The sequence below is a fragment of the Pseudomonas sp. Leaf434 genome, from assembly GCF_001425545.1.
In the GTDB taxonomy this organism is placed as follows: domain Bacteria; phylum Pseudomonadota; class Gammaproteobacteria; order Pseudomonadales; family Pseudomonadaceae; genus Aquipseudomonas; species Aquipseudomonas siliginis.
This window is the reverse complement of record NZ_LMQZ01000001.1, coordinates 1,763,155-1,785,511: the sequence shown is the minus strand read 5'-3', so window position 1 is coordinate 1,785,511 and position 22,357 is coordinate 1,763,155. Positions and strand designations below refer to the sequence as shown.

At 58.9% G+C, this 22,357-nt stretch carries 25 protein-coding genes and 1 pseudogene; 16 read left to right on the top strand and 10 right to left on the bottom strand.

Going from position 1 to position 22,357, the window contains the following annotated elements; genetic code table 11:
* Window positions 1-42 precede the first annotated feature (42 nt).
* From ASG55_RS07930 to ASG55_RS07920, 3 genes are all read left to right on the top strand, one after another.
* Window positions 43-261, top strand: coding sequence for a DUF2970 domain-containing protein (locus ASG55_RS07930; protein WP_016774481.1), 219 nt, complete (start codon window positions 43-45; stop codon window positions 259-261).
* Between the two features lie 472 nt (window positions 262-733).
* Window positions 734-2,392: a nitrite/sulfite reductase gene (locus tag ASG55_RS07925; RefSeq protein ID WP_056785207.1), complete on the top strand. Its 1,659-nt coding sequence runs from the start codon at window positions 734-736 to the stop codon at window positions 2,390-2,392.
* Window positions 2,376-2,870 (top strand): DUF934 domain-containing protein, encoded by a 495-nt coding sequence (locus ASG55_RS07920; RefSeq protein WP_041478697.1) that lies wholly within the window; start codon window positions 2,376-2,378, stop codon window positions 2,868-2,870. Before ASG55_RS07925 ends, ASG55_RS07920 begins: the two co-directional genes overlap by 17 nt.
* Before the next feature lie 65 nt (window positions 2,871-2,935).
* Here ASG55_RS07920 and sohB read toward each other — a convergent pair whose 3' ends face one another.
* Window positions 2,936-3,967, bottom strand: coding sequence for a protease SohB (gene sohB, locus ASG55_RS07915; protein WP_016774479.1), 1,032 nt, complete (start codon window positions 3,965-3,967; stop codon window positions 2,936-2,938).
* Between the two features lie 204 nt (window positions 3,968-4,171).
* On the opposite strand from sohB, the gene ASG55_RS07910 reads away from it, so the two are divergent.
* Both ASG55_RS07910 and ASG55_RS07905 read left to right on the top strand, forming a co-directional pair.
* Window positions 4,172-4,882, top strand: coding sequence for a histidine phosphatase family protein (locus tag ASG55_RS07910; RefSeq protein WP_041478696.1), 711 nt, complete (start codon window positions 4,172-4,174; stop codon window positions 4,880-4,882).
* A 63-nt stretch (window positions 4,883-4,945) separates the two neighbouring features.
* Window positions 4,946-5,263 carry an SCP2 sterol-binding domain-containing protein gene (locus tag ASG55_RS07905; RefSeq protein ID WP_056785204.1) on the top strand — a complete coding sequence of 106 codons (318 nt, stop codon included), beginning with the start codon at window positions 4,946-4,948 and terminating at the stop codon, window positions 5,261-5,263.
* A 78-nt stretch (window positions 5,264-5,341) separates the two neighbouring features.
* Here the strand turns inward: ASG55_RS07905 and ASG55_RS07900 are convergent, their stop codons facing one another.
* The 5 genes from ASG55_RS07900 to ASG55_RS07880 form a co-directional block, all read right to left on the bottom strand.
* The gene (locus ASG55_RS07900; RefSeq protein ID WP_056785201.1) at window positions 5,342-5,947 is read right to left on the bottom strand and encodes a hypothetical protein; all 606 of its coding nucleotides are present in this window, start codon (window positions 5,945-5,947) and stop codon (window positions 5,342-5,344) included.
* Window positions 5,944-6,981: a hypothetical protein gene (locus tag ASG55_RS07895; RefSeq protein WP_156388169.1), complete on the bottom strand. Its 1,038-nt coding sequence runs from the start codon at window positions 6,979-6,981 to the stop codon at window positions 5,944-5,946. The genes ASG55_RS07900 and ASG55_RS07895 overlap by 4 nt, the downstream gene beginning before the upstream one ends.
* A gap of 12 nt (window positions 6,982-6,993) precedes the next feature.
* Window positions 6,994-7,521, bottom strand: coding sequence for a PAAR domain-containing protein (locus tag ASG55_RS07890; RefSeq protein WP_041478692.1), 528 nt, complete (start codon window positions 7,519-7,521; stop codon window positions 6,994-6,996).
* Window positions 7,522-7,704: 183 nt separating this feature from the next.
* Entirely contained in the window at window positions 7,705-8,199 is a 495-nt protein-coding gene (locus ASG55_RS07885) for an RES family NAD+ phosphorylase (RefSeq protein WP_056785195.1), read from the bottom strand.
* Complete coding sequence (locus tag ASG55_RS07880) at window positions 8,196-8,672, bottom strand: MbcA/ParS/Xre antitoxin family protein (RefSeq protein WP_041478690.1); 477 nt, start codon at window positions 8,670-8,672, stop codon at window positions 8,196-8,198. The genes ASG55_RS07885 and ASG55_RS07880 overlap by 4 nt, the downstream gene beginning before the upstream one ends.
* A gap of 350 nt (window positions 8,673-9,022) precedes the next feature.
* Here ASG55_RS07880 and ASG55_RS07875 point away from each other — a divergent pair, with 350 nt between their 5' ends.
* From ASG55_RS07875 to ASG55_RS07865, 3 genes are all read left to right on the top strand, one after another.
* Window positions 9,023-9,886 carry a LysR family transcriptional regulator gene (locus ASG55_RS07875; protein ID WP_056785192.1) on the top strand — a complete coding sequence of 288 codons (864 nt, stop codon included), beginning with the start codon at window positions 9,023-9,025 and terminating at the stop codon, window positions 9,884-9,886.
* Between the two features lie 111 nt (window positions 9,887-9,997).
* On the top strand, window positions 9,998-11,143 hold the full coding sequence (locus tag ASG55_RS07870) for a sterol desaturase/SRPBCC family protein (protein ID WP_056785190.1): 1,146 nt from the start codon (window positions 9,998-10,000) through the stop codon (window positions 11,141-11,143).
* On the top strand, window positions 11,140-12,216 hold the full coding sequence (locus ASG55_RS07865) for an SMP-30/gluconolactonase/LRE family protein (protein ID WP_056785187.1): 1,077 nt from the start codon (window positions 11,140-11,142) through the stop codon (window positions 12,214-12,216). Before ASG55_RS07870 ends, ASG55_RS07865 begins: the two co-directional genes overlap by 4 nt.
* Window positions 12,217-12,347: 131 nt before the next feature.
* Here the strand turns inward: ASG55_RS07865 and ASG55_RS26975 are convergent, their stop codons facing one another.
* Together ASG55_RS26975 and ASG55_RS07860 are read right to left on the bottom strand one after the other, a co-directional pair.
* A complete protein-coding gene (locus tag ASG55_RS26975; protein ID WP_016774471.1) occupies window positions 12,348-12,512 on the bottom strand; it encodes a hypothetical protein in 165 nt (54 codons plus the stop codon).
* 98 nt (window positions 12,513-12,610) lie between these two features.
* Window positions 12,611-12,865 (bottom strand): DUF465 domain-containing protein, encoded by a 255-nt coding sequence (locus tag ASG55_RS07860; protein WP_041478686.1) that lies wholly within the window; start codon window positions 12,863-12,865, stop codon window positions 12,611-12,613.
* A gap of 204 nt (window positions 12,866-13,069) precedes the next feature.
* On the opposite strand from ASG55_RS07860, the gene ASG55_RS07855 reads away from it, so the two are divergent.
* Window positions 13,070-13,591 carry a DUF4142 domain-containing protein gene (locus tag ASG55_RS07855; RefSeq protein ID WP_056785185.1) on the top strand — a complete coding sequence of 174 codons (522 nt, stop codon included), beginning with the start codon at window positions 13,070-13,072 and terminating at the stop codon, window positions 13,589-13,591.
* Between the two features lie 56 nt (window positions 13,592-13,647).
* Here ASG55_RS07855 and ASG55_RS07850 read toward each other — a convergent pair whose 3' ends face one another.
* The gene (locus ASG55_RS07850; protein WP_056786835.1) at window positions 13,648-13,911 is read right to left on the bottom strand and encodes a hypothetical protein; all 264 of its coding nucleotides are present in this window, start codon (window positions 13,909-13,911) and stop codon (window positions 13,648-13,650) included.
* A gap of 260 nt (window positions 13,912-14,171) precedes the next feature.
* Between ASG55_RS07850 and ASG55_RS07845 the strand changes: the two genes are divergently transcribed.
* The 7 genes and pseudogenes from ASG55_RS07845 (at window position 14,172) to ASG55_RS27585 (ending at window position 19,600) form a co-directional block, all read left to right on the top strand.
* On the top strand, window positions 14,172-15,023 hold the full coding sequence (locus ASG55_RS07845; RefSeq protein ID WP_041478684.1) for an STAS domain-containing protein: 852 nt from the start codon (window positions 14,172-14,174) through the stop codon (window positions 15,021-15,023).
* 2 nt (window positions 15,024-15,025) lie between these two features.
* Window positions 15,026-15,388, top strand: coding sequence for an STAS domain-containing protein (locus tag ASG55_RS07840; RefSeq protein WP_056785183.1), 363 nt, complete (start codon window positions 15,026-15,028; stop codon window positions 15,386-15,388).
* A complete protein-coding gene (locus ASG55_RS07835) occupies window positions 15,385-15,789 on the top strand; it encodes an anti-sigma regulatory factor (protein ID WP_016774465.1) in 405 nt (134 codons plus the stop codon). The genes ASG55_RS07840 and ASG55_RS07835 overlap by 4 nt, the downstream gene beginning before the upstream one ends.
* Entirely contained in the window at window positions 15,786-16,799 is a 1,014-nt protein-coding gene (locus tag ASG55_RS07830; RefSeq protein ID WP_056786833.1) for an ATP-binding protein, read from the top strand. Before ASG55_RS07835 ends, ASG55_RS07830 begins: the two co-directional genes overlap by 4 nt.
* Window positions 16,792-17,667, top strand: a complete 876-nt coding sequence (locus ASG55_RS07825) for a sensor histidine kinase (protein ID WP_041478682.1) — start codon at window positions 16,792-16,794, stop codon at window positions 17,665-17,667. Before ASG55_RS07830 ends, ASG55_RS07825 begins: the two co-directional genes overlap by 8 nt.
* Window positions 17,657-18,688, top strand: a pseudogene (locus tag ASG55_RS27590) (response regulator); the annotation flags it as partial. The gene ASG55_RS07825 and the pseudogene ASG55_RS27590, both read left to right, overlap by 11 nt.
* 165 nt (window positions 18,689-18,853) lie before the next feature.
* A complete protein-coding gene (locus ASG55_RS27585; RefSeq protein WP_409037442.1) occupies window positions 18,854-19,600 on the top strand; it encodes a response regulator in 747 nt (248 codons plus the stop codon).
* A gap of 123 nt (window positions 19,601-19,723) precedes the next feature.
* Here the strand turns inward: ASG55_RS27585 and ASG55_RS07815 are convergent, their stop codons facing one another.
* Entirely contained in the window at window positions 19,724-22,357 is a 2,634-nt protein-coding gene (locus ASG55_RS07815) for an excinuclease ABC subunit UvrA (RefSeq protein ID WP_056786831.1), read from the bottom strand.

The following is a 22,357-nucleotide window of genomic DNA, read 5'->3' as shown; positions in this document are numbered from 1 at the left end:
ATTGGCTATGCTTCAGGAGGATGACTTTTCGCAGAGGGATTTATGGACGATCCAGTCGACAACAAACCGCCGAGTTTCTGGCAGATGCTGCACAGCGTCATGGCGGCGGCGTTCGGGGTGCAGAGCGGCAAGAACCGGGAAAGGGATTTTACCCACGGCAAACCCAGTCACTTTGTGATTCTGGGAGTTTTGTTCACGGCGGTGTTCGGCCTGACGCTGTTTGCCATCGTCAAGCTGGTGCTGTATCTGGCCGGGGTGTGATGGCACTGAACAGGCATCTGCCACAGGTTATCCGGGCCTTGGGAGAACGGCCCGGAAGCGCGGATGTTACTGGTGACTGACCCAGAAGACCGCTGTTCCTACTACGAGAATGATCAGGAACAAAATGGCCCACGCGTCGACACTGCTGTCGCTTTTTCTGGCTTTGGTCGGGTTGCTCATTGCATCGCCTCTTGTCGGTTTTATCGGTGATTGCACAAAGACTCGATCACAGTTAAGACGATGATTGTCCGCACGACAAATGTGGATTAGATGACCGGCATTCGCGTTAGGCGATTTGGTTCTTTACATATACTCAAACATCACTTTTGCGCATAACTGCAAACGGGTATATTGCCCCGGCTCCGTGACGGAGTGCGCGGCCGTGCGCGCAGAATTGCAGAGGCAACATCGGACTCCAGCAAGCGAAAACGCAGCGTTTTCCGAGAAGCCCAAGCCTGAGAACAGGACTTATATGTACGTATACGACGAGTACGATCAGCGGATCATCGAGGACCGCGTCAAGCAGTTCCGTGATCAGACCCGACGCTATCTGGCAGGTGAGCTGAGCGAAGAAGAATTCCGCCCCCTGCGCCTGCAAAATGGCCTGTATATCCAGCGTTTCGCGCCGATGTTGCGCGTGGCCGTGCCTTACGGCCAGCTGACTTCGCGCCAGGTGCGCATGATGGCGAAGATCGCCCGCGACTACGACAAGGGCTATGCCCACATCAGTACGCGGCAGAACGTGCAGTTCAACTGGCCGGCGGTTGAAGACATCCCGGACATCCTCGCTGAACTCGCGACCGTGCAGATGCACGCCATCCAGACCAGCGGCAACTGCCTGCGCAACGTCACCACCGACCAGTTTGCCGGCGTCGCCGCCGATGAAGTGATCGACCCGCGTCCATGGTGCGAAATCGTCCGTCAGTGGACCACGTTCCACCCGGAATTCGCCTACCTGCCGCGCAAATTCAAGATCGCCGTCAACGGTTCGACCAGTGACCGCGCAGCCATTGAAGTCCACGATATCGGTCTGGAACCTGTCTATAACGCTGCCGGCGAGCTGGGCTTCCGAGTGCTGGTCGGCGGTGGCCTCGGTCGTACGCCGGTGGTTGGCGCATTCATCAATGAATTCCTGCCGTGGCAAGACCTGCTGAGCTATCTCGACGCCATCCTGCGGGTGTACAACCGCTACGGCCGTCGCGACAACAAATACAAGGCGCGGATCAAAATCCTCGTCAAGGCGCTCACGCCTGAGGTGTTCGCGCAGAAAGTCGACGCGGAAATGGAGCACCTGCGCGGTGGCCAGACCACGCTGACCGAGGCCGAACTGCATCGCGTCGCCAAGCACTTCGTCGATCCGGACTACAAGACCCTCGACAACCAGACCGCGCAACTGGCCGATCTGGACAAAGAGCATCCGGGTTTCGCCCGCTGGCGCAGCCGCAACACCCTGGCGCACAAAAAACCGGGCTATGTCGCTGTGACGCTGTCGTTGAAGCCGACCGGCGTTGCCCCGGGCGACATTACCGACAAGCAGCTCGACGCCGTCGCCGATCTGGCCGAGCGCTACAGCTTCGGTCAACTGCGCACCTCCCACGAGCAGAACATCATTCTCGCCGATGTCGAGCAGAGCCAGTTGTTCACCCTCTGGGGCGAGTTGCGTGAAAGCGGTTTCGCCACGCCGAACATCGGCCTGCTGACTGACATCATCTGCTGCCCAGGTGGTGACTTCTGCTCGCTGGCCAACGCCAAATCGATTCCGATTGCCGAATCGATCCAGCGCCGTTTCGATGACCTGGATTACCTGTTCGACATTGGCGAACTGGACCTGAACATCTCCGGCTGCATGAACGCCTGCGGTCACCACCACGTTGGCCACATCGGCATCCTCGGTGTGGACAAGAAAGGCGAAGAGTTCTACCAGGTTTCCCTCGGCGGCAGCGCCAGCCGTGATGCGAGCCTGGGCAAGATCCTCGGCCCGTCCTTCGCACAGGAAGCCATGCCTGACGTGATCTCGAAGCTGATCGACGTGTACGTTGAACAACGTACCGAAGACGAGCGCTTCATCGACACTTATCAGCGTATTGGCATCGACCTCTTCAAGGAACGCGTCTATGCAGCGAATCATTAAGAACAACGAAGTCGTCGACGAAACCTGGCACCTGTTGCCGAAGGATTTCAACATCGATGAGATCAGCAACTGCGACGATCTGATCGTTCCTCTGCAGTTGTGGCGCGAGCACAGCCGCATGCTCAAAGCCCGCGACGGCGGTCTGGGCGTGTGGCTGGATGCTGACGAGGAAGCCGAAGAAATCGGTGAAGACGTCGGTGAGTTCCAGGTAATCGCGCTGAATTTCCCGGCGTTCACCGATGGCCGCAGTTATTCCAATGCCCGTCTGCTGCGTGACCGTTATGGTTTCAAAGGCGAGCTGCGCGCGATTGGCGACGTGCTGCGGGACCAGCTGTTCTACATGCACCGCTGTGGCTTCGACGCCTTTGCCATTCGCGCGGATAAAGACCCGTACGAAGCACTGGAAGGTCTCAAGGACTTCTCGGTGACCTACCAGGCCGCCAGTGACGAACCGCTGCCGCTGTTCCGTCGGCGCTAAGCCAGCGGGTTTATTGCGGACACAAAAACGCCGGTCATTGACCGGCGTTTTTTTATGCCTGGTGTTTACCAGAAACGTTGCTGAGTGAGGCGACTCCACCAGCTCAACAGCACGCGGTCTACCGAACCGCTGGCGGCCATGCCGATGCGTTCCTGCAGGCTTTTACGCTCGGCGTAGTGCAGGTGATAAACCTCAGCCTGTTTGGCTTTCTGCGCCAGGTATTCATCGCTGGTCTTGAGCTCATCCACCAGTTGGTTTTCCAGCGCAGCGATACCGAGCCACACCTCACCGGTAGCCACTTCATCGATCGCCAGTTGCGGGCGGTACCGCGCCACGAAGTTTTTGAACAAGCGATGAGTGATGTCGAGGTCTTCCTGGAACTTCTCGCGGCCCTTTTCGGTGTTTTCGCCAAACACGGTCAGGGTGCGCTTGTACTCACCAGCGGTCAGCACTTCGAAATCGATATCGTGCTTTTTCAGCAGGCGATTGACGTTAGGCAATTGCGCGACCACGCCGATCGAACCGAGGATGGCGAACGGTGCACTGATGATCTTGTCGCCGATGCAGGCCATCATGTAACCGCCACTGGCTGCGACCTTGTCGATACACACAGTCAGTGGCACGCCCGCATCACGGATTCGCGCAAGTTGAGACGACGCCAGACCGTAGCTGTGCACCATGCCGCCGCCACTTTCCAGACGCAGGACTACTTCGTCCTTCGGCGTGGCCAGGGTCAGCAGTGCGGTGATCTCGTGGCGCAGGCTCTCGGTGGCGGAAGCCTTGATATCGCCGTCGAAGTCGAGCACGAACACCCGGGATTTGGTCTCAGGCTTGTTCTTCTGTTTCTTCGCGCTTTTTTCCGTTTTCGCTTCGCCCTTGCGCAATGCCTTGAGCTGATCCTTGTCGAGCAAGGTCTGCTCCAGGCGTTCACGCAGCCCCTTGTAGAAATCGTTGAGCTTGCTGACCTGCAACTGCCCTGCCGATTTGCGCCGGCCCTTGCTGCGCAACGCGGCGAAACTGGCGAGCACCACCAGAATGGCAATCACCAGTGTGACGGTCTTGGCCAGGAAGCTGGCGTATTCGGTGAAAAAATCCACAGAGACTCCTCAAAGCAATGCGTGACGGTGTATTACACGCGGAATGGCTCCAGCATACCCATGCGTCGGCTCGTCGGCCAGCCGTGAAACCTCTGGCAACACGCCTGTAACGGGCATTTCAAACAAGCGTATGTTTTTTCATTGACAGCCTTACGCCATCCTCATAACCTCGCCTGACCTTCAACGTACCGGGACGACGCGGACGTGGGCAGCATCTACTTGATACGACATGGCCAGGCCTCCTTTGGTGCAGACGATTACGATGTCCTGTCGCCGACCGGTGTGCGTCAGGCAGAAATTCTCGGCCAGCACCTCGCCGACCTTGGTATCAGCTTCGATCGTTGCCTTGCCGGTGATCTGCGCCGCCAACAGCACACCGCCAGCAGTGCACTCGAGCAATTCAGCGCCAGAGGCCTGCCGGTTCCAGTCCTTGAAACCGATTCCGCCTTCAACGAATTTGACGCCGACGCGGTGATCCGCGCCCTGCTCCCGGCCATGCTGCCGGAAGAGCCGGAAGCCCTCGACATCCTGCGCAACGCCGCGCAGAACCGTGGTGAATTCCAGCGCATCTTCGCCCTGATCGTCGAGCGCTGGCTCGCCGGCACTTATGACACTCCTGGCCTGGAAAGCTGGCTGGGTTTCGTCGAGAGGGTTCAGGCCGGTTTGCACCGAATCCTCGACCTGGCAGAAAAGAACCAGAAAATCGCCGTGTTTACCTCCGGCGGCACCATCACTGCCCTGCTCCACCTGATTACGCAAATGCCTGCCAGACAGGCCTTTGAATTGAACTGGCAAATCGTCAACACCTCGCTCAACCAATTGAAGTTTCGTGGTCGCGAGGTGGCCCTGGCTTCCTTCAACAGTCACGCACACCTGCAACTGCTGAAGGCCCCGGAACTCATCACTTTTCGCTGAGTCCGGCTTACTGTGACCCTGGCTGTAACCACCCAGCTCCCATGACCAAGAAAGGATCGAACCATGACCTCCGTAGCTGATGCCGTAAAAGCAATGCAAGCCAAGTTCAACCCAGCCGCCGCTGCCGGTCTGGACCTGGTCTTCGGTTTCAACATCACCGACGAAGACAAGCAATACGCACTGATCGTCAAAGACGGCACCTGCAACATTCAGGAAGGCGAAAACCCGAACGCCAACTGCACGCTGGTGCTGGATAGCGAAACCCTGAAAGGTATCGTCAGTGGCGAGACAGACGGCATGCAGGCCTTCATGAGCGGCAAGCTGCGCGTTGAAGGCGACATGATGCTGTCGATGAAGCTGTCCGAGCTGTTCCCTTCGTAAGAAGCTTCTTGGTAAAACACAAATCCCGCTTATTGGCGGGATTTGTCGTTTCAACCATTGAAGTCATGGCAACGTGAGTTAACGCTTGGCTGAAGCCGTCCCATCAAGCTCTTTTTTTACCTGAAGGTATGCAGCCTCTTCATCACTTTTTTCGATCAGATTCGAAGCCATCGAGCGGGGCAGGAGTTTCTTTTCTGTCACGTCCCAATCGATCGTAACGACCACGGTCTTGTTTGCAAACGTGATGAAAAGCCAATAGGAATCCACCGGCCTGTCAGGCTCGGCAAATGAACTATAGGCATACCGTATCTGGCGGTGCAGGTCCGGCGTATTCAGAATGAGGTCTTCGGTGTCCAACTTCGGAAACTGTCGCCCTACAGCGAATAACGCTTCGGTCAAGAGAACATCATTCTCAATATGTCGCAAACTTTCAGGCTTATTGCGCAGCATGGTCACTGGGCTCTCTTCAGGCGGAGTACCCATGAGACGCGGGCGATACATACCTGAACTGAACCACCGGCTGGCATCGAAACGGTTTTCTTCCGGACTCCACGGGCCGTAATACATCATTGCTTTGGCTGGCATCTGGGCTTCCTTGGCGTAAATAAATAGTCCTGCAAAGCTGGCAGCAATCAACAAGACACAGAAGACGTGACGTTTGCCTATAAACTTCAGGAGCGTCATAGCGGTTTATAGGCAAGCAGGTGTTTGGGTACGCCGTCCGGTGTATCACCTGATCGAACGTCACGATGTGCGCCTAAGGCATCCAGCGGAAATCCAATCTTTCGTTCATACAATGCTCGGCTGTCATCGTGCGCCAGCAAATTGCGCTCTTCTTCAGAGACTGTTGGCGTCGGCGCCTGCGGCGCCTGTTCATCAGGTAATTGCGCCGTTGGGTCTTTGAGGGTCTTGCGATGTTCGATCAGCTTTCGTTCATAAGCGGTTTTTCGACTCAAATAATTCCGCATCGCTTGCCCATCAGCTGCTTCTCTTTCACGAATGCCCGGCACAGATCCCCGTTCCGCGGCAGTACCATAAGTTGTGTCGTAGTTGCTGCGTCTTGGAAATGCCCACACGGTGGTCCGGGTAGCATTAGCAAGAATCTGCGCCAGGCTGCGCTCGTAATGAGGATCTTCTGTTTCATTGACCTTGAAGTCGGCATCGATACCCAAACCTGTGCGACAAGCGTAGGAGTGAATTTTCGCACCATAGGCAAACGCTTCGGGTTTGAACATATACGCCTGTGCATCACGCAGACGGTAGCTATCGTTTTTATCCAGCTCGTAGCCCAACTCGATACTGCCCACCACACCATGGGAAAAAAAGTCGAGCTGTTTGATCTCGCGCCCGCGGCGTTGCCGAGCTGCGATGAAATCCACAAGACCGGATATCGAGTCCATCTCTCGGTACTGGGCCCCGTGCTGATTTTCGACAACGTCCTTCAAAGCCGTCAGCAAGTTCTCCGGATAGTCATTTTTGAAAATCAGAAATACACGCTGGATCGTGAAGTTTGGAGTGCCGGTTGGATACTTTGTGAGTTGGCGGATACCCTGATTGATAAAGCGCATCTTGTTGCCCTTCTGGCCACGAACCTTTTCATAAAGGGACATGTAAGACGCACCCACAACCGTTACGTAATCCTGTGCCAGCGTACCTTTCACTTGGGTCGTTGTATGTCGATCGCTTGTTCGAGCTTGATTCTTTTTGGGGGCTGCCACCTGCCACCTCCCTTAGTAATCTAGGCCGAGCGCGTCGAGATGGGCGGCGGCTTCCTTACCCCACTGCACAACTATCGAAGTCGGGTTGGCCGTAAACACTCGCGCGGCGTTACCATGACTGTCGGTATGGCCTACGAGACGCTGCCCGTCACCCGTTTCGATGCAATAGAGCATGTCGGGAATAGCTTCGCCAGTGGCCTCATCAACCAGTTGGAAGCGCTCGCTGTGTTTAGGAACAGTGATAATCGGGGAGAAAGGTGCGGAACCGACCTGGGTGCCGACAAAAACGTCGCCAGAGCCCGTGATTATCATGCCTCCGTGGGCCGTCGCACTGCCCAAGAAAGCAATAGGCTTGCCATTGATCAAAATATTGCTGATGCCTTCGGTGACAGTGTCTCCGCACGCTGTGGTGTCTCCGACACGCAAAACTGGCATTCCATTGATGTTTACATCACCGGAACCGCTGTTACTGGGATTGGTGCCATGGCCTGTGATCGGGCATGCATTAAGATCGCTGAGTCGAGCGGCAGGCTTTGCCATCTTTAACTTCCTTGTAGTAAGCGTGGGCGCGAAATGTACCGGATCTTTATATTGGTTGAAAGCTTCAATCCAGACGTAGAATGCGAGCCGCCGCGAATGTAGCTGGCAGCGACTCATCGGCCCTTGATCGCTCCCGGAACCTGGAAATTGTCGTGTCGGATTCGCAGGCCCACACAAATCCGATCAACCCTCCTGCAACAACCGCGTATCCAGCCCAAACCGCTCTTGCGAAACCATCCTGAACTGACCTTCCGCCAGATCGCAACTCACCAGCAAATTCCACGAGTGTCGGGTGGCCACCGAAGGCACCAGAATAAATGGATGTTCAGCCAGCAGTGCGTCGGCAAACTTTCGCTGGTTGGGCGAGGTTTTTATCGGGGTGAGCCAATGCGGATTGGGCACGTCTTCCGGTTGCACGATTCTGATGCTGGCGTCGTGGGTGATTTCAAAACAGGTCAATACGTAGGGCTCCTGATCAAGTGCATCGAAGCTGCCATGGGCGGCCACCTCCAGTATCGCCGTGGAGGGGTCGACCGACGCATAAACGACTCTGCGGCCGGGCGCATTCCAGCGACCGCCGTCCCGTTTCGACCCCAGGCCGCTGTCCCAGGTCTCGCTGTACACTTCGCGATCCAGCCGCCACGCGTACCAGCGATCATCCCAGGGCAAGGGATTCATTGATAAACCCCGTATTTGATCTGGTTCAGATACTCCTCCACCATCCTGAAGCCCAACGCATTTCCAACCAGATCGAGCGGCACATAACCGTAGAAGTAAGTGGCGCGTTGCTCCAGCCATGATTCGGCCTTGGCCTGTCGCCCGAACACCTCGATGGCCAGTTCCAGCGCTGCCGCATATTGGTAGGCGATGATGCTCTGCGGCGTGTCCAGGCGCACCGACGCGCCTTCCTTGAGCAGACGTCGCACGGTTCTCACAGATTTGCCGGTGATACGTTTGACCATCTCTCCCTGTTGGTACAGTTCGGAGGTTGCGATCATGTTGACCACATCGAGCAGCTCAAATCCTTCGCTTGTGCAGCGCAGGATGAGCATCGGATCGTCGCCGGTGTCCTGCCCTCGCAACAGCAATTCCAGAGGCTTGCCCTCAAGCCTCTTCAAGCCCGTGAGCCGGGGCACTTTGGCGCTCGGCATGGCAACGTCCTCCGAGGGGCATCTCGCGCGGTCGTCGCGCCAGTAATGGCGAGGCGAGTAAGCAGGCGTATGGCTTTCAATCAGTGGGATTCGCATAGTCCATCCTTTGTCCAGGTCCAGAGCGATCTGTGCGCTCGATGACTTCAATGTCAGGACTGATCCTATAGATCCGGCGTCCGACGACCAACCTGAAAAAGTCGTCAGAAATATCCCCTCATCTGATCAAAACGCTCCTGTTTCCGTAGGACTTAAACGGAATTTTCAGCGGCTTAATCCGTTGTGGCTTTCAAGTTGGGGAGAGGGACTTTTGACTTACAATGCGCGCCACCTTCAGATATCGGCCCCTCCCCATGGACATCGACCTCGCCCGCACTTTCCTCGAAATCGTCCGCCACGGCAGTCTTGCCGCCGCCGCGCAGAAGCTGTTCGTCACGCAAACGGCGATCACCGCACGGGTGCAGAAACTCGAGGGCCAGTTGGGCAGCACGCTGTTCGTGCGCAATCGCGCCGGGGCGAAGTTGACGGCCAATGGCGAAGCGTTCGTGGTCTACGCCAATCAACTGGTGCAGACCTGGGAAGCCGCGCGCCGCGACTTGCCGCTGCCGGAGGGTTATCACAACGTTCTGCACATTGGCGGTGAGGTCAGCCTGTGCAACCCGTTGATGCTCAGTTGGGCGGCGGAACTGCGCGAGAAAATCCCCGGCCACGCACTGCGCATGGAAATTCGCGACGGCGAAAATCTTTTGCGTCAGCTCGAACTCGGTGTGCTCGATGCGGCGCTGGTTTATCAACCGGAATACTGGCCGGGATTGCAGGTCGAGCAAGTGCTGGAGGAAAAACTGATTCTGGTGCGCGCGCCCGAGCGTCCGGAGCCTTACGTCTACATCGATTGGGGACCGGACTTTCGTCGTCAGCACGACGCCGCCCTGCCGGAAAAAGCCAAAGCCGCGCTGAGCTTCAACCTTGGCCCGCTGGCCCTGCAATACATCCTCGAACATGGTGGCAGCGGTTATTTCCGTACCCGGGTCGTGCGCACTTATCTGGAGACCGGCGCACTGGAAGCCGTCACCAAAGCCCCGGAATTCGGTTATCCGACCTACTTGGTGTATTCCCGCGATCGCGACTCGGCAGTGCTGCAACAGGCCTTCGATCTGTTGCGCGAGGTGATCCGCACCGATGACGACTGGTCGCAGCGCTGGAACCCGTTGAGCTGACGGGCAGCTTCAGTCCAGAGCATGGCGCTTAAGGCCGCAAGGTTCGCCCTGCACAAGTCAGCGGATCGGCTAATCTGCCGGGTATAACAACAATACCCGCAGGTGAAAGCGTTGAGGCAGACCACCGAGGCATTCCGCAGCCGCTACCGTGCGGCCATTCATCCTTTATACAACCCGTGGTTGCATGGCGCGTTCGTGTTGCTGTTCGGCATTTTCGCCGTCGCTGCGTTCTGGCGCACGGTGCATTCAGTGAGCTGGCTGGAATGGCTGACAGTGCCGCTGAGCCTGTTGTTGTTCAACTTCGGCGTGTACATGGTCCATCGTCATTTAGGCCATCACAAAAAAGCTTTCGCAAAGATGTTCTACGCACGACATGCCGGCGACCATCACAGCTTTTTCACCCCCGGCCATATGACCTACGACAGCGCGCGGGACTGGCGAGTGATTCTGTTTCCAGCCTGGCTGATCGTCATTCATACGCTATTGATCACCCTGCCCCTCTGGTGGCTGCTCGCGCAGGTCAACGCCAATGTCGCCGGGCTGTTTGCCGGGTGCATGGTGCTCGGTTATCTGCTCTATGAGGTATTCCATGCCTGTGAACATCTGCCACCGCAAAATCCGTTGACTCGTTTGCCGTGGATTCGCCAGATGCGCGGTCTGCACGAACTGCATCACCGCCGCGAGCGCATGCAGGAGCGCAATTTCAACATCGTTCTGCCCTTGATGGACTACCTGTTCGGCACGCTGTACCGCGAGCCGGAACCCGCCCCTTTGAGTGATTCGCAAATGCCCACGACGCGCATGCAGCACCAGATCGATATCGCCGGCGAACCGGTCGCCGTGCTGGCTTATGCCGCCAGCGTCAGTCACTGGCCGGACTGGCATCCCTCCTCATTGAAGATTGACGGTGCGCAAGGTCCACTGCATGCCGGTGCACGTTTCGAAGAGGACATCCATGCCGGCGGACGTGCCGGTCACTTGCGCTGGGAGGTTACTGAATATCTGCCGGGCCGGCGCTGGTGCGCACGCGCGCAAAGTGATCAGGGCTTGTCCCTGCGGTTGACTTACGAGTGCTCAGCGGAGGCTGGCGGCACGCGTTTCGTGCGCACGCTGGAATATCGCTTTGACGGTTTGCTCATGCGTCTTGCCAATCGCCTGCTGCTCAAGCGGCGCATCGAGCGCGAATCTGCCGCATCCATGCTCGCCCTGCGCGACATGGCTGCGCAGTTTATCGGCGCGGCGAGGGCCAGCGCGTGAAATTACGTTATGTGCTGTGCCTGCTGATCGTTCTCGTCATCGCCTTCTTGTTGTTGCTGCCGACCAAGGTCGAACCGGTCGCCTGGACGCCGCCACCGGCGCCCTCGCTGAAAGACGGGATCTACGCGGACAACCAGCGCCTCAAAGCTGTGGCGAAGGTCGGGCCGAGCGACATCGAAGGGCCTGAGGCGTTGCTACTGGAAGACGAATTCCTCATCACCGGATTGCATGACGGCAGGCTCATCCGTAGCAGCCTCGACGGTACGCAGCGCAAGGTCCTGGCCGACACCGGTGGCCGTCCACTGGGCCTGGCCCGTCATCCGAATGGCATGCTGGTAGTTGCCGATGCGGTCAAAGGCTTGCTGTCGCTGGATGCGCAGGGCCGCGTGATTCCGTTGACCACCGAGGCCAACGGCGTGCCATTTGGATTTACCGATGATGTAGCGGTCGACAAGTCAGGCCACTACGCCTACTTCAGCGATGCCTCGAGCCGCTGGGGCTATGGTCATGACGGCGAGGCGATCATTGAACACGGCGCCGACGGACGTCTGCTGCGCTACGACTTTCAAACCGGCAAGACCAGCGTCTTGCTCGACAAGTTGCAGTTTGCCAATGGCGTCACTCTTGGCCCCGACGAAGCCTATGTGCTGGTCAATGAAACCGGCGCTTATCGCATCAGCCGCTACTGGCTGAGCGGGCCGAAGGCCGGTACCCATGATGTGTTCATCGACAACTTGCCGGGGCTTCCGGACAACCTCTCGTTCAATGGCACCAATCGCTTTTGGGTAGCGCTGTATGCGCCCCGCAATGCCTTGCTCGATGGCACCGCTGAACACCCGTTCGTGCGTAAGATGATCGTGCGGGCTTTGACGGTTTTACCCAAGCCTGTCGAAAAGCGTGGGTTTGTGCTGGGACTGGATCTGGACGGCAAGGTGATTGCCAATCTGCAGGACGCGAGCGAAGGCAATTATTCGCCGATTACCACGGTGCGCGAGTATGGGCAGTGGTTGTATTTCGGCTCGTTGAAGGCGAGGCATATGGGGCGAATGGGGTTGGATGCGGCGCTTAAGTAAAACAGAAAAATTTTCACCGTATGGACCGACGATATCGCTGGCAAGCCAGCTCCCACAGTGTCCGTGTGAACTCCAAATATGTGTTCACCAGATGAACCTGTGGGAGCTGGCTTGCCAGCGATAGCGGTCTGTCAGTTGCCGGACCGGTCGAACTTCTCCGGATCTTCATCCTCCGGCAGTTCCTTCACGGTTTTTTCCGGATGCGCTGTGGTATGCGCCGGGCTGTTCGGTTCAGGACGGGTAGGAATCGGGTCGAAACCACCCTGCTCTTCACTGGGGAATTTGGGGTCGTTCATAAGGCACCTCGCAACGAGTCGATGGTTTGCAGACTCTGCACATTGGAGGTGCCATTGGCCGTAGCCGTTCCCTTCAAAAATGACCACGGGTCGGGCGACTACTGTCCCGTCAGCGGCTGCCCGGCGAGTTGAGCAACGATCTGTTCCTTGACGATCACGCGCTTCTCTTTGAGCTTTTTCAATTCGTCGTCAGTGGGGGCGTCTGACTGGGCGTTCTCGGCTTCGACCACGGCTTTATCCACGTCGAAATACTTGTTGAGCAGCGAATCCAGCTTCGGATCCTCGGAGCGTTTTTGCTCGATCTCTTCCTTCTTGCAGCCCAGGTCCTGATACAGATCATGTGAAACCGGCATGAAACACCTCCATCAATTTGATCGACAACCAGCGCGACCGATGCGCTGACTCATTATCAGCATGGCCTTGCCCGATGACTTCTGTCGACTCCCTGTCAGACCAGCGGTTGCCGTTCGTCGCCCTGTCGTAAATGCGATAAAACCTTTGGCGTCTGCGCTCGCTCCATTGGATAACGCTCACAAAAACCTGCGTGGAGATACCCAATGGACGGATTCAACCTGCGTCATCTCGCTCTGGCTGTTGCACTGTCTGCCGGCATGGGCAGCGCCTTTGCCGCAACCGACAACGACTTTGTCGACAATGCCGCCGCTGGTGGCATCGCCGAAATCGAAACCAGCAAGCTGGCACTGGAAAAAAGCCAGTCAGCCGACATCAAAGCCTTCGCTAACCAAATGATCGCTGATCACACCAAGGCCAATGAAGAGCTGAAGAAGATCGCGACCACCAATGACATCGAAGTCCCTGACGACACCACCCTGGTCAAGCAGGCCAAGGAGAAAATTCTCGACATGCGCGATGAATCCTTCGATGCGGCCTACGCCAACAACCAGGTCAAGGCTCACGAAGAGACCATCGAGCTGTTCAAGAAGCAGGCGAACACCGTGACCGATGACAAGGCCAAGGGCGCTACTGAGCTGAAAGCGTTCGCGCAGAAGATGCTGCCAGCGCTGGAAAAACACCTGGCCCACGCCAAAGAGCTGCAAGCCAAACATCCGAGCAAGTAACCGGCCGGCAATAAAAAGGCCGCATCCTTCGATGCGGCCTTTTTGCGTTTCAGCGATCAACCACCATCGGTGTCGATATCGGCGTCAGTGCTTTCGCCCGGTTCAGGACGGTCCGGGTCAGGCTTGAAGCCGGGGCTGAAGTCGTTGCTGTTGTCGTTGTGATGCTGCTTCTGATCGACCTCGGCAGCCGCGCTGTCCGCCTGCCCTTCTTCAGCCGGCGCGGGATTATTTTGCCCCGGCGTTTGCGGGTCGATGGCCGGGTCGTTGCGGTTAATTGACTCTGAGGACTGATTTTGCTGTTGCGGCGCTTGCTCGTTCATATCCACCTCATTCATAGTCCTGCCTCCTTCTTCCAGCACGACTGGAAAACGTCGGGCATGCAGATTCGAAGCCTGACGCCGTAGATTCGTTCAAAAGATCGTTGCCTGCCGCCACGCCGACTAGAGTTACCGGGGCGTTCGACGCGGCAGGCAGAAAAATTCATCGCTAGCTGAACAACTATTTCAAGCGGTAAATGTCAGTCAAATCGCGCCGGTCATTTCGCCGAGCCGGCCCATATACGTAACGGAGCGACACGCACATGGCAGCACTGCAGAACAGCACAGTTGAAGCAATCAAGAACAACCAGACTCAGCTGTTGAGCGAGTGGACCAAACGCCTCGAAGCCAGCGGCGCCACACGCAACCTCAAGGAACACGACCTCGCTCAGCAAACCCGCGACTTGCTGGGCCTGCTCTTGGCGGGTCTGGAAAACGGCAACGGCAGCAAGATTGCCGCTGCGGGTTGGGAGGATACCCGTCAGTTCCTTGAAAAACTGTCGCAGAGCCGCGCCCTGCTCGGCCAGGATTCCCAGCAAACCGCCAATTTCATCTTTGCCCTGAAAGGCCCGTTGTTCGCCCTGCTGCAAAACCATTATCAGGACCAGCCAGCACTGCTTGCCGAGCAATTGCTGGAAGTCTCCGAATTGCTCGACACCGTCGGTATGCACACCATCGGCACCTTCCAGAAATCCCGTGAAGCGGTGATCAAGCGTCAACAGGAAGAGCTGCTGGAACTGTCGACTCCGGTGGTCAAGCTGTGGGATGGCGTCCTCGCCCTGCCAATGATCGGCACCCTCGATTCGCAGCGCACCCAAGTAGTCATGGAATCGCTGCTGCAACGCATCGTCGACACCGGTTCGGAAATCGCCATCATCGACATCACCGGCGTGCCAACCGTCGACACTCTGGTCGCCCAGCACTTGCTGAAAACCGTGACCGCGATCCGCCTGATGGGCGCTGACTGCATCATCAGCGGCGTGCGTCCACAGATTGCGCAAACCATCGTGCACCTGGGTCTGGATCTGCAAGGCGTAGTGACCAAGGCCAATCTGGCCGACGCATTGAAACTGGCCCTGACCCGCTTGGGTGTCAGCCTCGTCAAGACGGCTTGACCATGGAACGTATTCCGATTCTTCAAATGGGCGATATCTTGCTGGTGACCATTCAGGTCGACATGCATGACCAACTCGCCCTGACCCTGCAGGACGATCTGTCCGAGCGCATCAGCCGGACATCCGCCCGGGGCGTGCTGATCGACATCACGGCGCTGGACATGGTCGATTCGTTCATCGGGCGCATGATCGGCGACATTTCCGGGCTGTCGAAAATCATGGACGCCAAAACCGTGCTGGTCGGCATGCAGCCGGCAGTGGCGATCACGCTCGTTGAGCTGGGCATGACTTTGCCAGACGTGAGCACCGCCCTGAACGTCGAACGCGGGATGAAACTGCTGCGGGAACGAGTACTTGCACAATGACCGTGCGCAGTAGCGGTACGCAACCCATTCTCATTGAACAGGACGTAGTGCTGGCCCGCCAGACCACGCGCAAACTCGCCACCGAATGTGGCATGCGCCTGATCGACCTGACCAAACTGGTGACCGCTGTCAGTGAGCTGGCGCGTAACACCATGGTCTATGGCGGCGGCGGCGACATGGACTGGCAGATTCTCGAGGAAAACGGCCGGGTCGGTTTGCGCATCACCTTCCGCGACGAAGGCCCTGGCATCCCCGACATCAAACTGGCGATGACCGACGGCTGGACCTCCGGCAGCGGGTTGGGCCTTGGCCTGACTGGCGCCAAGCGCCTGGTCAATGAATTCGAACTCGACACTGAGCCCGGCAAAGGCACGCGCATTACGATCACACGATGGACATGAATATCACCGGGTCGTTGACCCAGGTTCTGCCGATCGAGGACAGCAGCCAGATCGGCCACGCGCGGCGCACCGCGCAGAAACTCGCCGAGCAGCATGGCTTCGACGAAAACGATGCCGGCCGCGTGGCGCTGGTCGCGACCGAACTGGCGAGCAACGTGCTCAAGCATGCCCAGCGTGGTGAATTTCACCTGCGTGTACTGGCTCGGCCGGATAACGGCTTCGGCATCGAAATGCAGACCGTGGATCGGGCGCAGGGCTTTGATCTGGATGCCTGTCTGGCGGATGGCTTTTCCACTGGCGGCACACAAGGCATCGGCCTCGGCGCCGTATCGCGGCAGACCAGTGTCTTCGATGTCTACGCCGACCACCGTGGCGCGGTGTTGCTGGCGCGAATTTTTCCGCGCAGCGATCGTCAGGCCGATATCCGCTTCGGCGTCAGCCAGCATTCGCTGCATGCCGATCCAGCCTGCGGCGATGTCTGGCATCTGAAATATGAAGGTTCGCGGATCAGCGCGCTGGTGGTCGATGGCCTCGGCCATGGCGAAGACGCCGAACGTGCCGGCCTGGCCGGGGCGCAGGCATTCGCCCGGGCACCGTTTGCCGATCCTGTGGTATTGATGGAAGACCTGCATCAGGAAATGCTCGGCACGCGCGGTGGCGCCGTCGCTTTCGCGCAGTTTGACAGCCAGCGCGACGGCCTGACGTTCGCCGGTGTCGGTAACATCGGCGCCAGTCTGCTGGAGCCTGGCAAATCCCGCGGTCTGGCCTCACACCCCGGTATCGTTGGCGGCCAGTACCGTAAAGCCAAACCCTTTGACTATGCTCACGTGAACGGACATTTATTGATCATGTACAGCGACGGCCTACAGTCCCGTTGGAATCTTGCAGACTACCCCGGCCTGGTGCATCGCCATCCTGCCGTGATAGCCAGCGTCCTGCACCGCGACTTTTGCCGTGGTCGCGATGACGTGACGGTGCTGGTCGTGGCTCTGGAGGCCGCCCATGGCTGAATCGACTCACTTGAGCCACGCCGAACAGGCGGCGCTCATCGCTCAGTTGCAGCGCGAAACCACTGCCCTGCGCGAAGAACTCGATGAAACCAACCAGGGTGTTCTGGCGCTGTACGCCGAGCTCGACAATCAGGCCGAAGAACTGCGTCAGGCATCGGATCTCAAGAGCCGTTTCCTGTCGTACATGAGCCATGAATTCCGCACGCCGCTGGGCTCGATACTGAGCATCAACAGTCTGCTCGCTGACGAACTCGACGGTCCGCTCAGCCCTGAACAGCACAAGCAGGTAGCCTTCGTCAGCACCGCTGCCCGCGAGCTCAGCGACATGGTTGATGACCTGCTCGATCTGGCGAAGATCGAAGCCGGGCGCATCAGCATTTCCCCGGCCTGGTTCGACATGTTCGACCTGTTCTCCGCCCTGCGCGGGATGTTCCGGCCAATCGTCGACGCCTCGGCGGTGGATCTGATCTTCGAAGAGCCACTGGGCCTGCCGCGCCTGTATACCGATGACAAGAAGCTCGGGCAGATCCTGCGCAACTTCATTTCCAACTCGTTGAAATTCACCACCCGTGGCGAAGTGCGGGTATCGGCGCGAATGGAAGGTGAAGACAAAGTGCGCTTTGCCGTCAGCGACACCGGCATCGGCATCGCGGCCGAACTGCATGACACGCTGTTCGAAGACTTCTCCCAAGTCGATTCGCCATTGCAGAAACGTCTGCGCGGCACCGGTCTGGGTCTGTCACTGTGCAAGCGTTTCGCCGCCCTGCTCGGCGGTGAAGTCGGGGTAGACAGTACGCCGGGCGTCGGCTCGACGTTCTTTGTCATCATCCCGCTGGCGATCGCTCTGGAGAACGTCGATGAATCGTGACATCCGCCTGTTGATCGTCGATGACAACGTCGCCACCCGTTACGCCCTGCGCCGGCGCTTGGAGCGCCATGGCTACACGGTGCTCGAAGCCGGCACCGGCAGCGACGGCCTGGCCCTGATCGAGGGCGAAGCCCTCGATGCGTTGATCCTCGACGTCAACCTGCCGGACATGAGCGGTTTCGACATCGTCCGCCTGCTGCGCGCCGACCCGGGCACCGCGCTGCTGCCAGTGATTCATGTGTCAGCGGCGTCGATCCAGACCGGCGATATCATCACTGGTCTCAACGCGGGTGCCGATGCCTATCTGATTCACCCGGTCGACCCCGATGTGCTCTTGGCGACCCTGCGTACCCTGCTGCGGGTGCGCGACACGGAAAATGCCCTGCGCGAAAGCGAGGCGCGTTTCCGCGAGATTTTCGCCAACGTCTCGGCACCGATCGCCGTGCTCGACGCCAATCTGAAAGTGCATGAATGCAATCACGCATTCGCCCAATTGATCGTCGATAACCGCGATCCGCAGGCGCTGCGTGAATGCTTCGCCGAAGATCAATGCTCGATCCTCGATGAACTGCGTCTGCGTCTGGTCGACGGCGAGCGCTGGAAAGGCACGCTGAACATGCGCGTGCAGGGCGAGATTCGCGAGACGCAATGGCAGATTTCGCCGTATCGCACCCCGGAACTGAGTCTGGTGTTCGTCGAGGACGTCACCGAACACCGCCACCGCGAGCGCTCGCATCTGGCGCGGCTGGATGACACCACCACGCAGCTGGCCAAGGAAGTCGCCGAGCGCGTGCACGCCGAAGCGCAATTGCTGCAAGTGCAGAAAATGGATGCGCTGGGCAAGCTCACCGGCGGTATCGCCCACGACTTCAACAATCTGCTGACCGGGATCATCACCAGCCTGGAACTGATCCAGAAACGCGTGGCCGATGAGCGTCTGGACAAGGTGCAGTTCTATACCGAAGCAGCGCTGAACTCAGCCATGAGCGCGGCCTCATTGACCCATCGTCTGCTGGCATTTGCCCGTCAGCAGCCGCTCGATACACGGCCGGTGGACATCAACGATCACGTCCGCTCGCTGGAAGAATTGCTGGTGCGCACCATCGGTGAGCGCATCACCCTCAAGCTGGAACTGACCAACAAACCGGCGATTGCGCTGGTCGACCCGGTGCAGCTGGAAAGCGCGGTGCTCAATCTGGTGATCAACGCCCGTGATGCCCTGCCCTCGGGCGGCAATATCTGGGTCAATACTTACGCCGCTTATTCCCATGGCGATCCGAATCTGGCCGATGGCGCGTACGTGGCGCTGTCGGTACGCGACGACGGCACCGGCATCGAACACAACGTGATCGACAAGGTGTTCGAACCGTTTTTCACCACCAAGCCTTTGGGCCAGGGCACCGGGCTCGGGCTGTCGACGATCTACGGTTTTGCCCGTCAGTCCGGCGGTGACGCGCACATCCGCAGCGTCGCCCGACGTGGCACCGAAGTGACCATCATGCTGCCCGGCACCAACGACCCGACCGGGGCCGATGCGCCTGTGCCCGTGCCTGACGCGAAAGGTAGTGGTGAGCATGTGCTGATCGTCGAGGACATGGCCACGGTGCGCTTGTTCGTTACCGAAGTGCTGGAAGACGCCGGCTATCGCTGCACGCAAGCGGCGGATATCGAATCAGCGCTGGAGCGCTTGCAGAATGACCCGTCGATCGACCTGCTGCTGACCGACGTCGGCTTGCCGCGCATGAGCGGCCGTGAACTGGCGGATGTTGCCCGTGGCTGGCACGAAGGGCTGCCGATCCTGTTCATGACCGGCTACGCCGAAACCGCGCTCAACCGCCAGGTCTTCCTCGGCACCGGCATGGACATGCTGGTCAAACCGTTCCAGATCAGCGAACTGCTCGACAAGGTCCGCCGTACGCTGGATGGCGCCTGAACTGGCGCCATCGCTGGCAAGCCAGCTCCCACAGGGGGCATCAGTGTGCGCAGATTTTCGGCAACAACTTGAATTTCTGTGGGAGCTGGCTTGCCAGCGATGGCGGCCAGCAAGGCGCTGCAGTTATCGGCTCAAAGCCCGAGCCAGAAACGGCGCAGTCTTGCTCTTCTTGCTCGCGGCGACTTTCTGTGGTGTGCCGGCGGCGACGATCCTGCCGCCCTGATCACCGGCGCCGGGGCCGATGTCGATCACCCAGTCGCTCTGCGCGACGACACGCATTTCGTGTTCGACCACAATCACCGTGTGCCCCGCCGTTACCAGCGTATCGAGTTGTTCCAGCAACCGATCGACATCTCTCGGGTGCAATCCCGTGGTCGGTTCATCCAGTACATACAAGGTCGCACCACGCTGGCTGCGCTGCAACTCGGTCGCCAGTTTGATCCGCTGCGCTTCACCACCGGACAGTTCCGTGGCCGGTTGCCCCAGGCGCAGATAACCCAGGCCGATATCGCGCAGCACTTCCAGCGAACGACGAATCCCCGCCTGTTCGGCAAACACCGCTACCGCTTCATCGACTGTCAGTTGCAGGACTTGGGCGATGCTCAAGCCCTGCCAGAGAATCGCCAATGTCTGCGGGTTATACCGCGCTCCGTGGCAAGTTGGGCACGGCGCATACACGCTGGGCATGAACAGCAATTCCACACTGACAAAACCTTCGCCCTCACACGTGGCGCAACGGCCCTTGGCGACGTTGAAAGAAAACTGCCCGGCATCATAGCCCGCCGCTTGTGCCTCAGGTGTCGCGGCAAACAGCTTGCGCACGTTGTCGAACAACCCGGTGTAAGTCGCCAGATTGGAGCGCGGCGTGCGTCCGATGGGTTTCTGATCAACCTGCACCAGCCGTTTGATCGACTCCAGGCCGGCGCTGATCTGCCCGGTGCTGGGCGGCGGAGTGTCATCTTCCAGGCTCGGCTCTTCTGACTCGGCCTCGGCCACCGGACGGCCCAACTGCGCGCCGACCAGTTCCAGCAAGGCCTGACTGACCAGACTCGATTTGCCAGATCCCGATACGCCGGTCACCGAGGTGAAACAGCCCAAAGGGAATTCGGCGCTAAGATTATTCAGGTTATTGCGCGTCACGCCGTCGAGCTTCAGCCAGCCGCTCGGCTTGCGCGCGGCGCGCTCAGGGCGTTGGTTTTCGGCAAACAGATAAGCGCGGGTCTGCGAATCTGCAACATCAGCGAGTCCCGCAGGCGGACCGCTGTACAGCACGCGCCCGCCCTTCTCGCCCGCCGCTGGGCCGACGTCGATCAGCCAGTCGGCACGGCGCATGGTTTCGACATCATGCTCGACTACAAACAGCGTGTTGCCGTCCGCCTTCAAGCGCTGCAACGCTTCGAACAGCGCCTCACCATCCGCCGGATGCAGACCGGCAGACGGCTCGTCCAGGACATAAATCACCCCGAACAGCTGCGAACCCAATTGCGTGGCCAGGCGCAAACGCTGCAACTCGCCCGACGACAAGGTCGGCGTACTGCGTTCCAGCGCCAGATAACCCAGGCCGAGATCGGTCAGGGTGCTGACCCGCTCCAGCAAATCCTCAGCGATGCGCTGCGCCGCCAAGCGTTTCTCCAGCGACAGATTCGGCGTGTGGCGCACGTCCGGTGCGCTGGCATGACCGCTGGCGCCATGGGCGACCCGCTGCTGACGCGCCTCGCGGGTTTGCGCATGGCTGAGGGTGTCGCCGCTCTCCTCGGCCTGTTCCAGATAATTTGCCGCTGCTACAGGCCGCAGCACTTCGGCCACTTGCAGCAACGGCATCTGCGACAACTCGCCAATGTCGTAGCCGGCAAAGGTCACCGACAACGCCTCGCGCTTGAGCCGTTTGCCCTCGCACAATGGGCACGGGCTACCGCGCATGAACTGTGAAACACGCTTCTTCATCAGCGCACTTTGCGAGTGAGTGAAGGTGTGCAGGATGTAGCGCCGGGCGCCGGTGAAGGTGCCCTGATAACTCGGTTCCATCTTGCGCTTGAGCGCGACGCGGGTTTCTTCCGGGGTCAGCCCGGCGTACACCGGCACCGTCGGCGTTTCTTCAGTGAAGAGAATCCAGTCGCGCTGCTTTTTCGGCAGTTTCTTCCAGGGAATATCGACATCAATGCCCATGGTCACGAGGATGTCGCGCAGGTTCTGCCCCTGCCACGCCAAGGGCCAGGACGCCACGGCGCGCTGGCGGATGGTCAGGTTCGGGTCCGGCACCATCAGCGCTTCGGTGACTTCATAGACGCGACCAAGTCCATGACACTCCGGACAGGCGCCCTGCGGCGTGTTCGGTGAAAAATCCTCGGCATACAGCATTGGCTGCCCCGGCGGGTAACTCCCGGCGCGGGAATAGAGCATGCGGATCAGGCTCGACAACGTCGTCACGCTGCCCACCGACGAACGCGCGCTCGGCGTGCCGCGCTGCTGTTGCAAAGCGACGGCGGGCGGCAGTCCTTCGATGGAATCGACATCCGGCACGCCAACCTGATCGATCAGCCGCCGCGCGTAGGGCGCCACCGATTCGAAATACCGCCGCTGGGCCTCGGCATACAGCGTGGAAAACGCCAGCGACGACTTGCCCGAACCGGAGACACCGGTGAACACCACCAGCGCATCGCGCGGAATATCGACATCAACGTTCTTCAGGTTATGTTCGCGGGCGCCGCGCACACGAACCATGCCGGCGGGTGCTTTGGAATTGCGCTTGGAAATCAT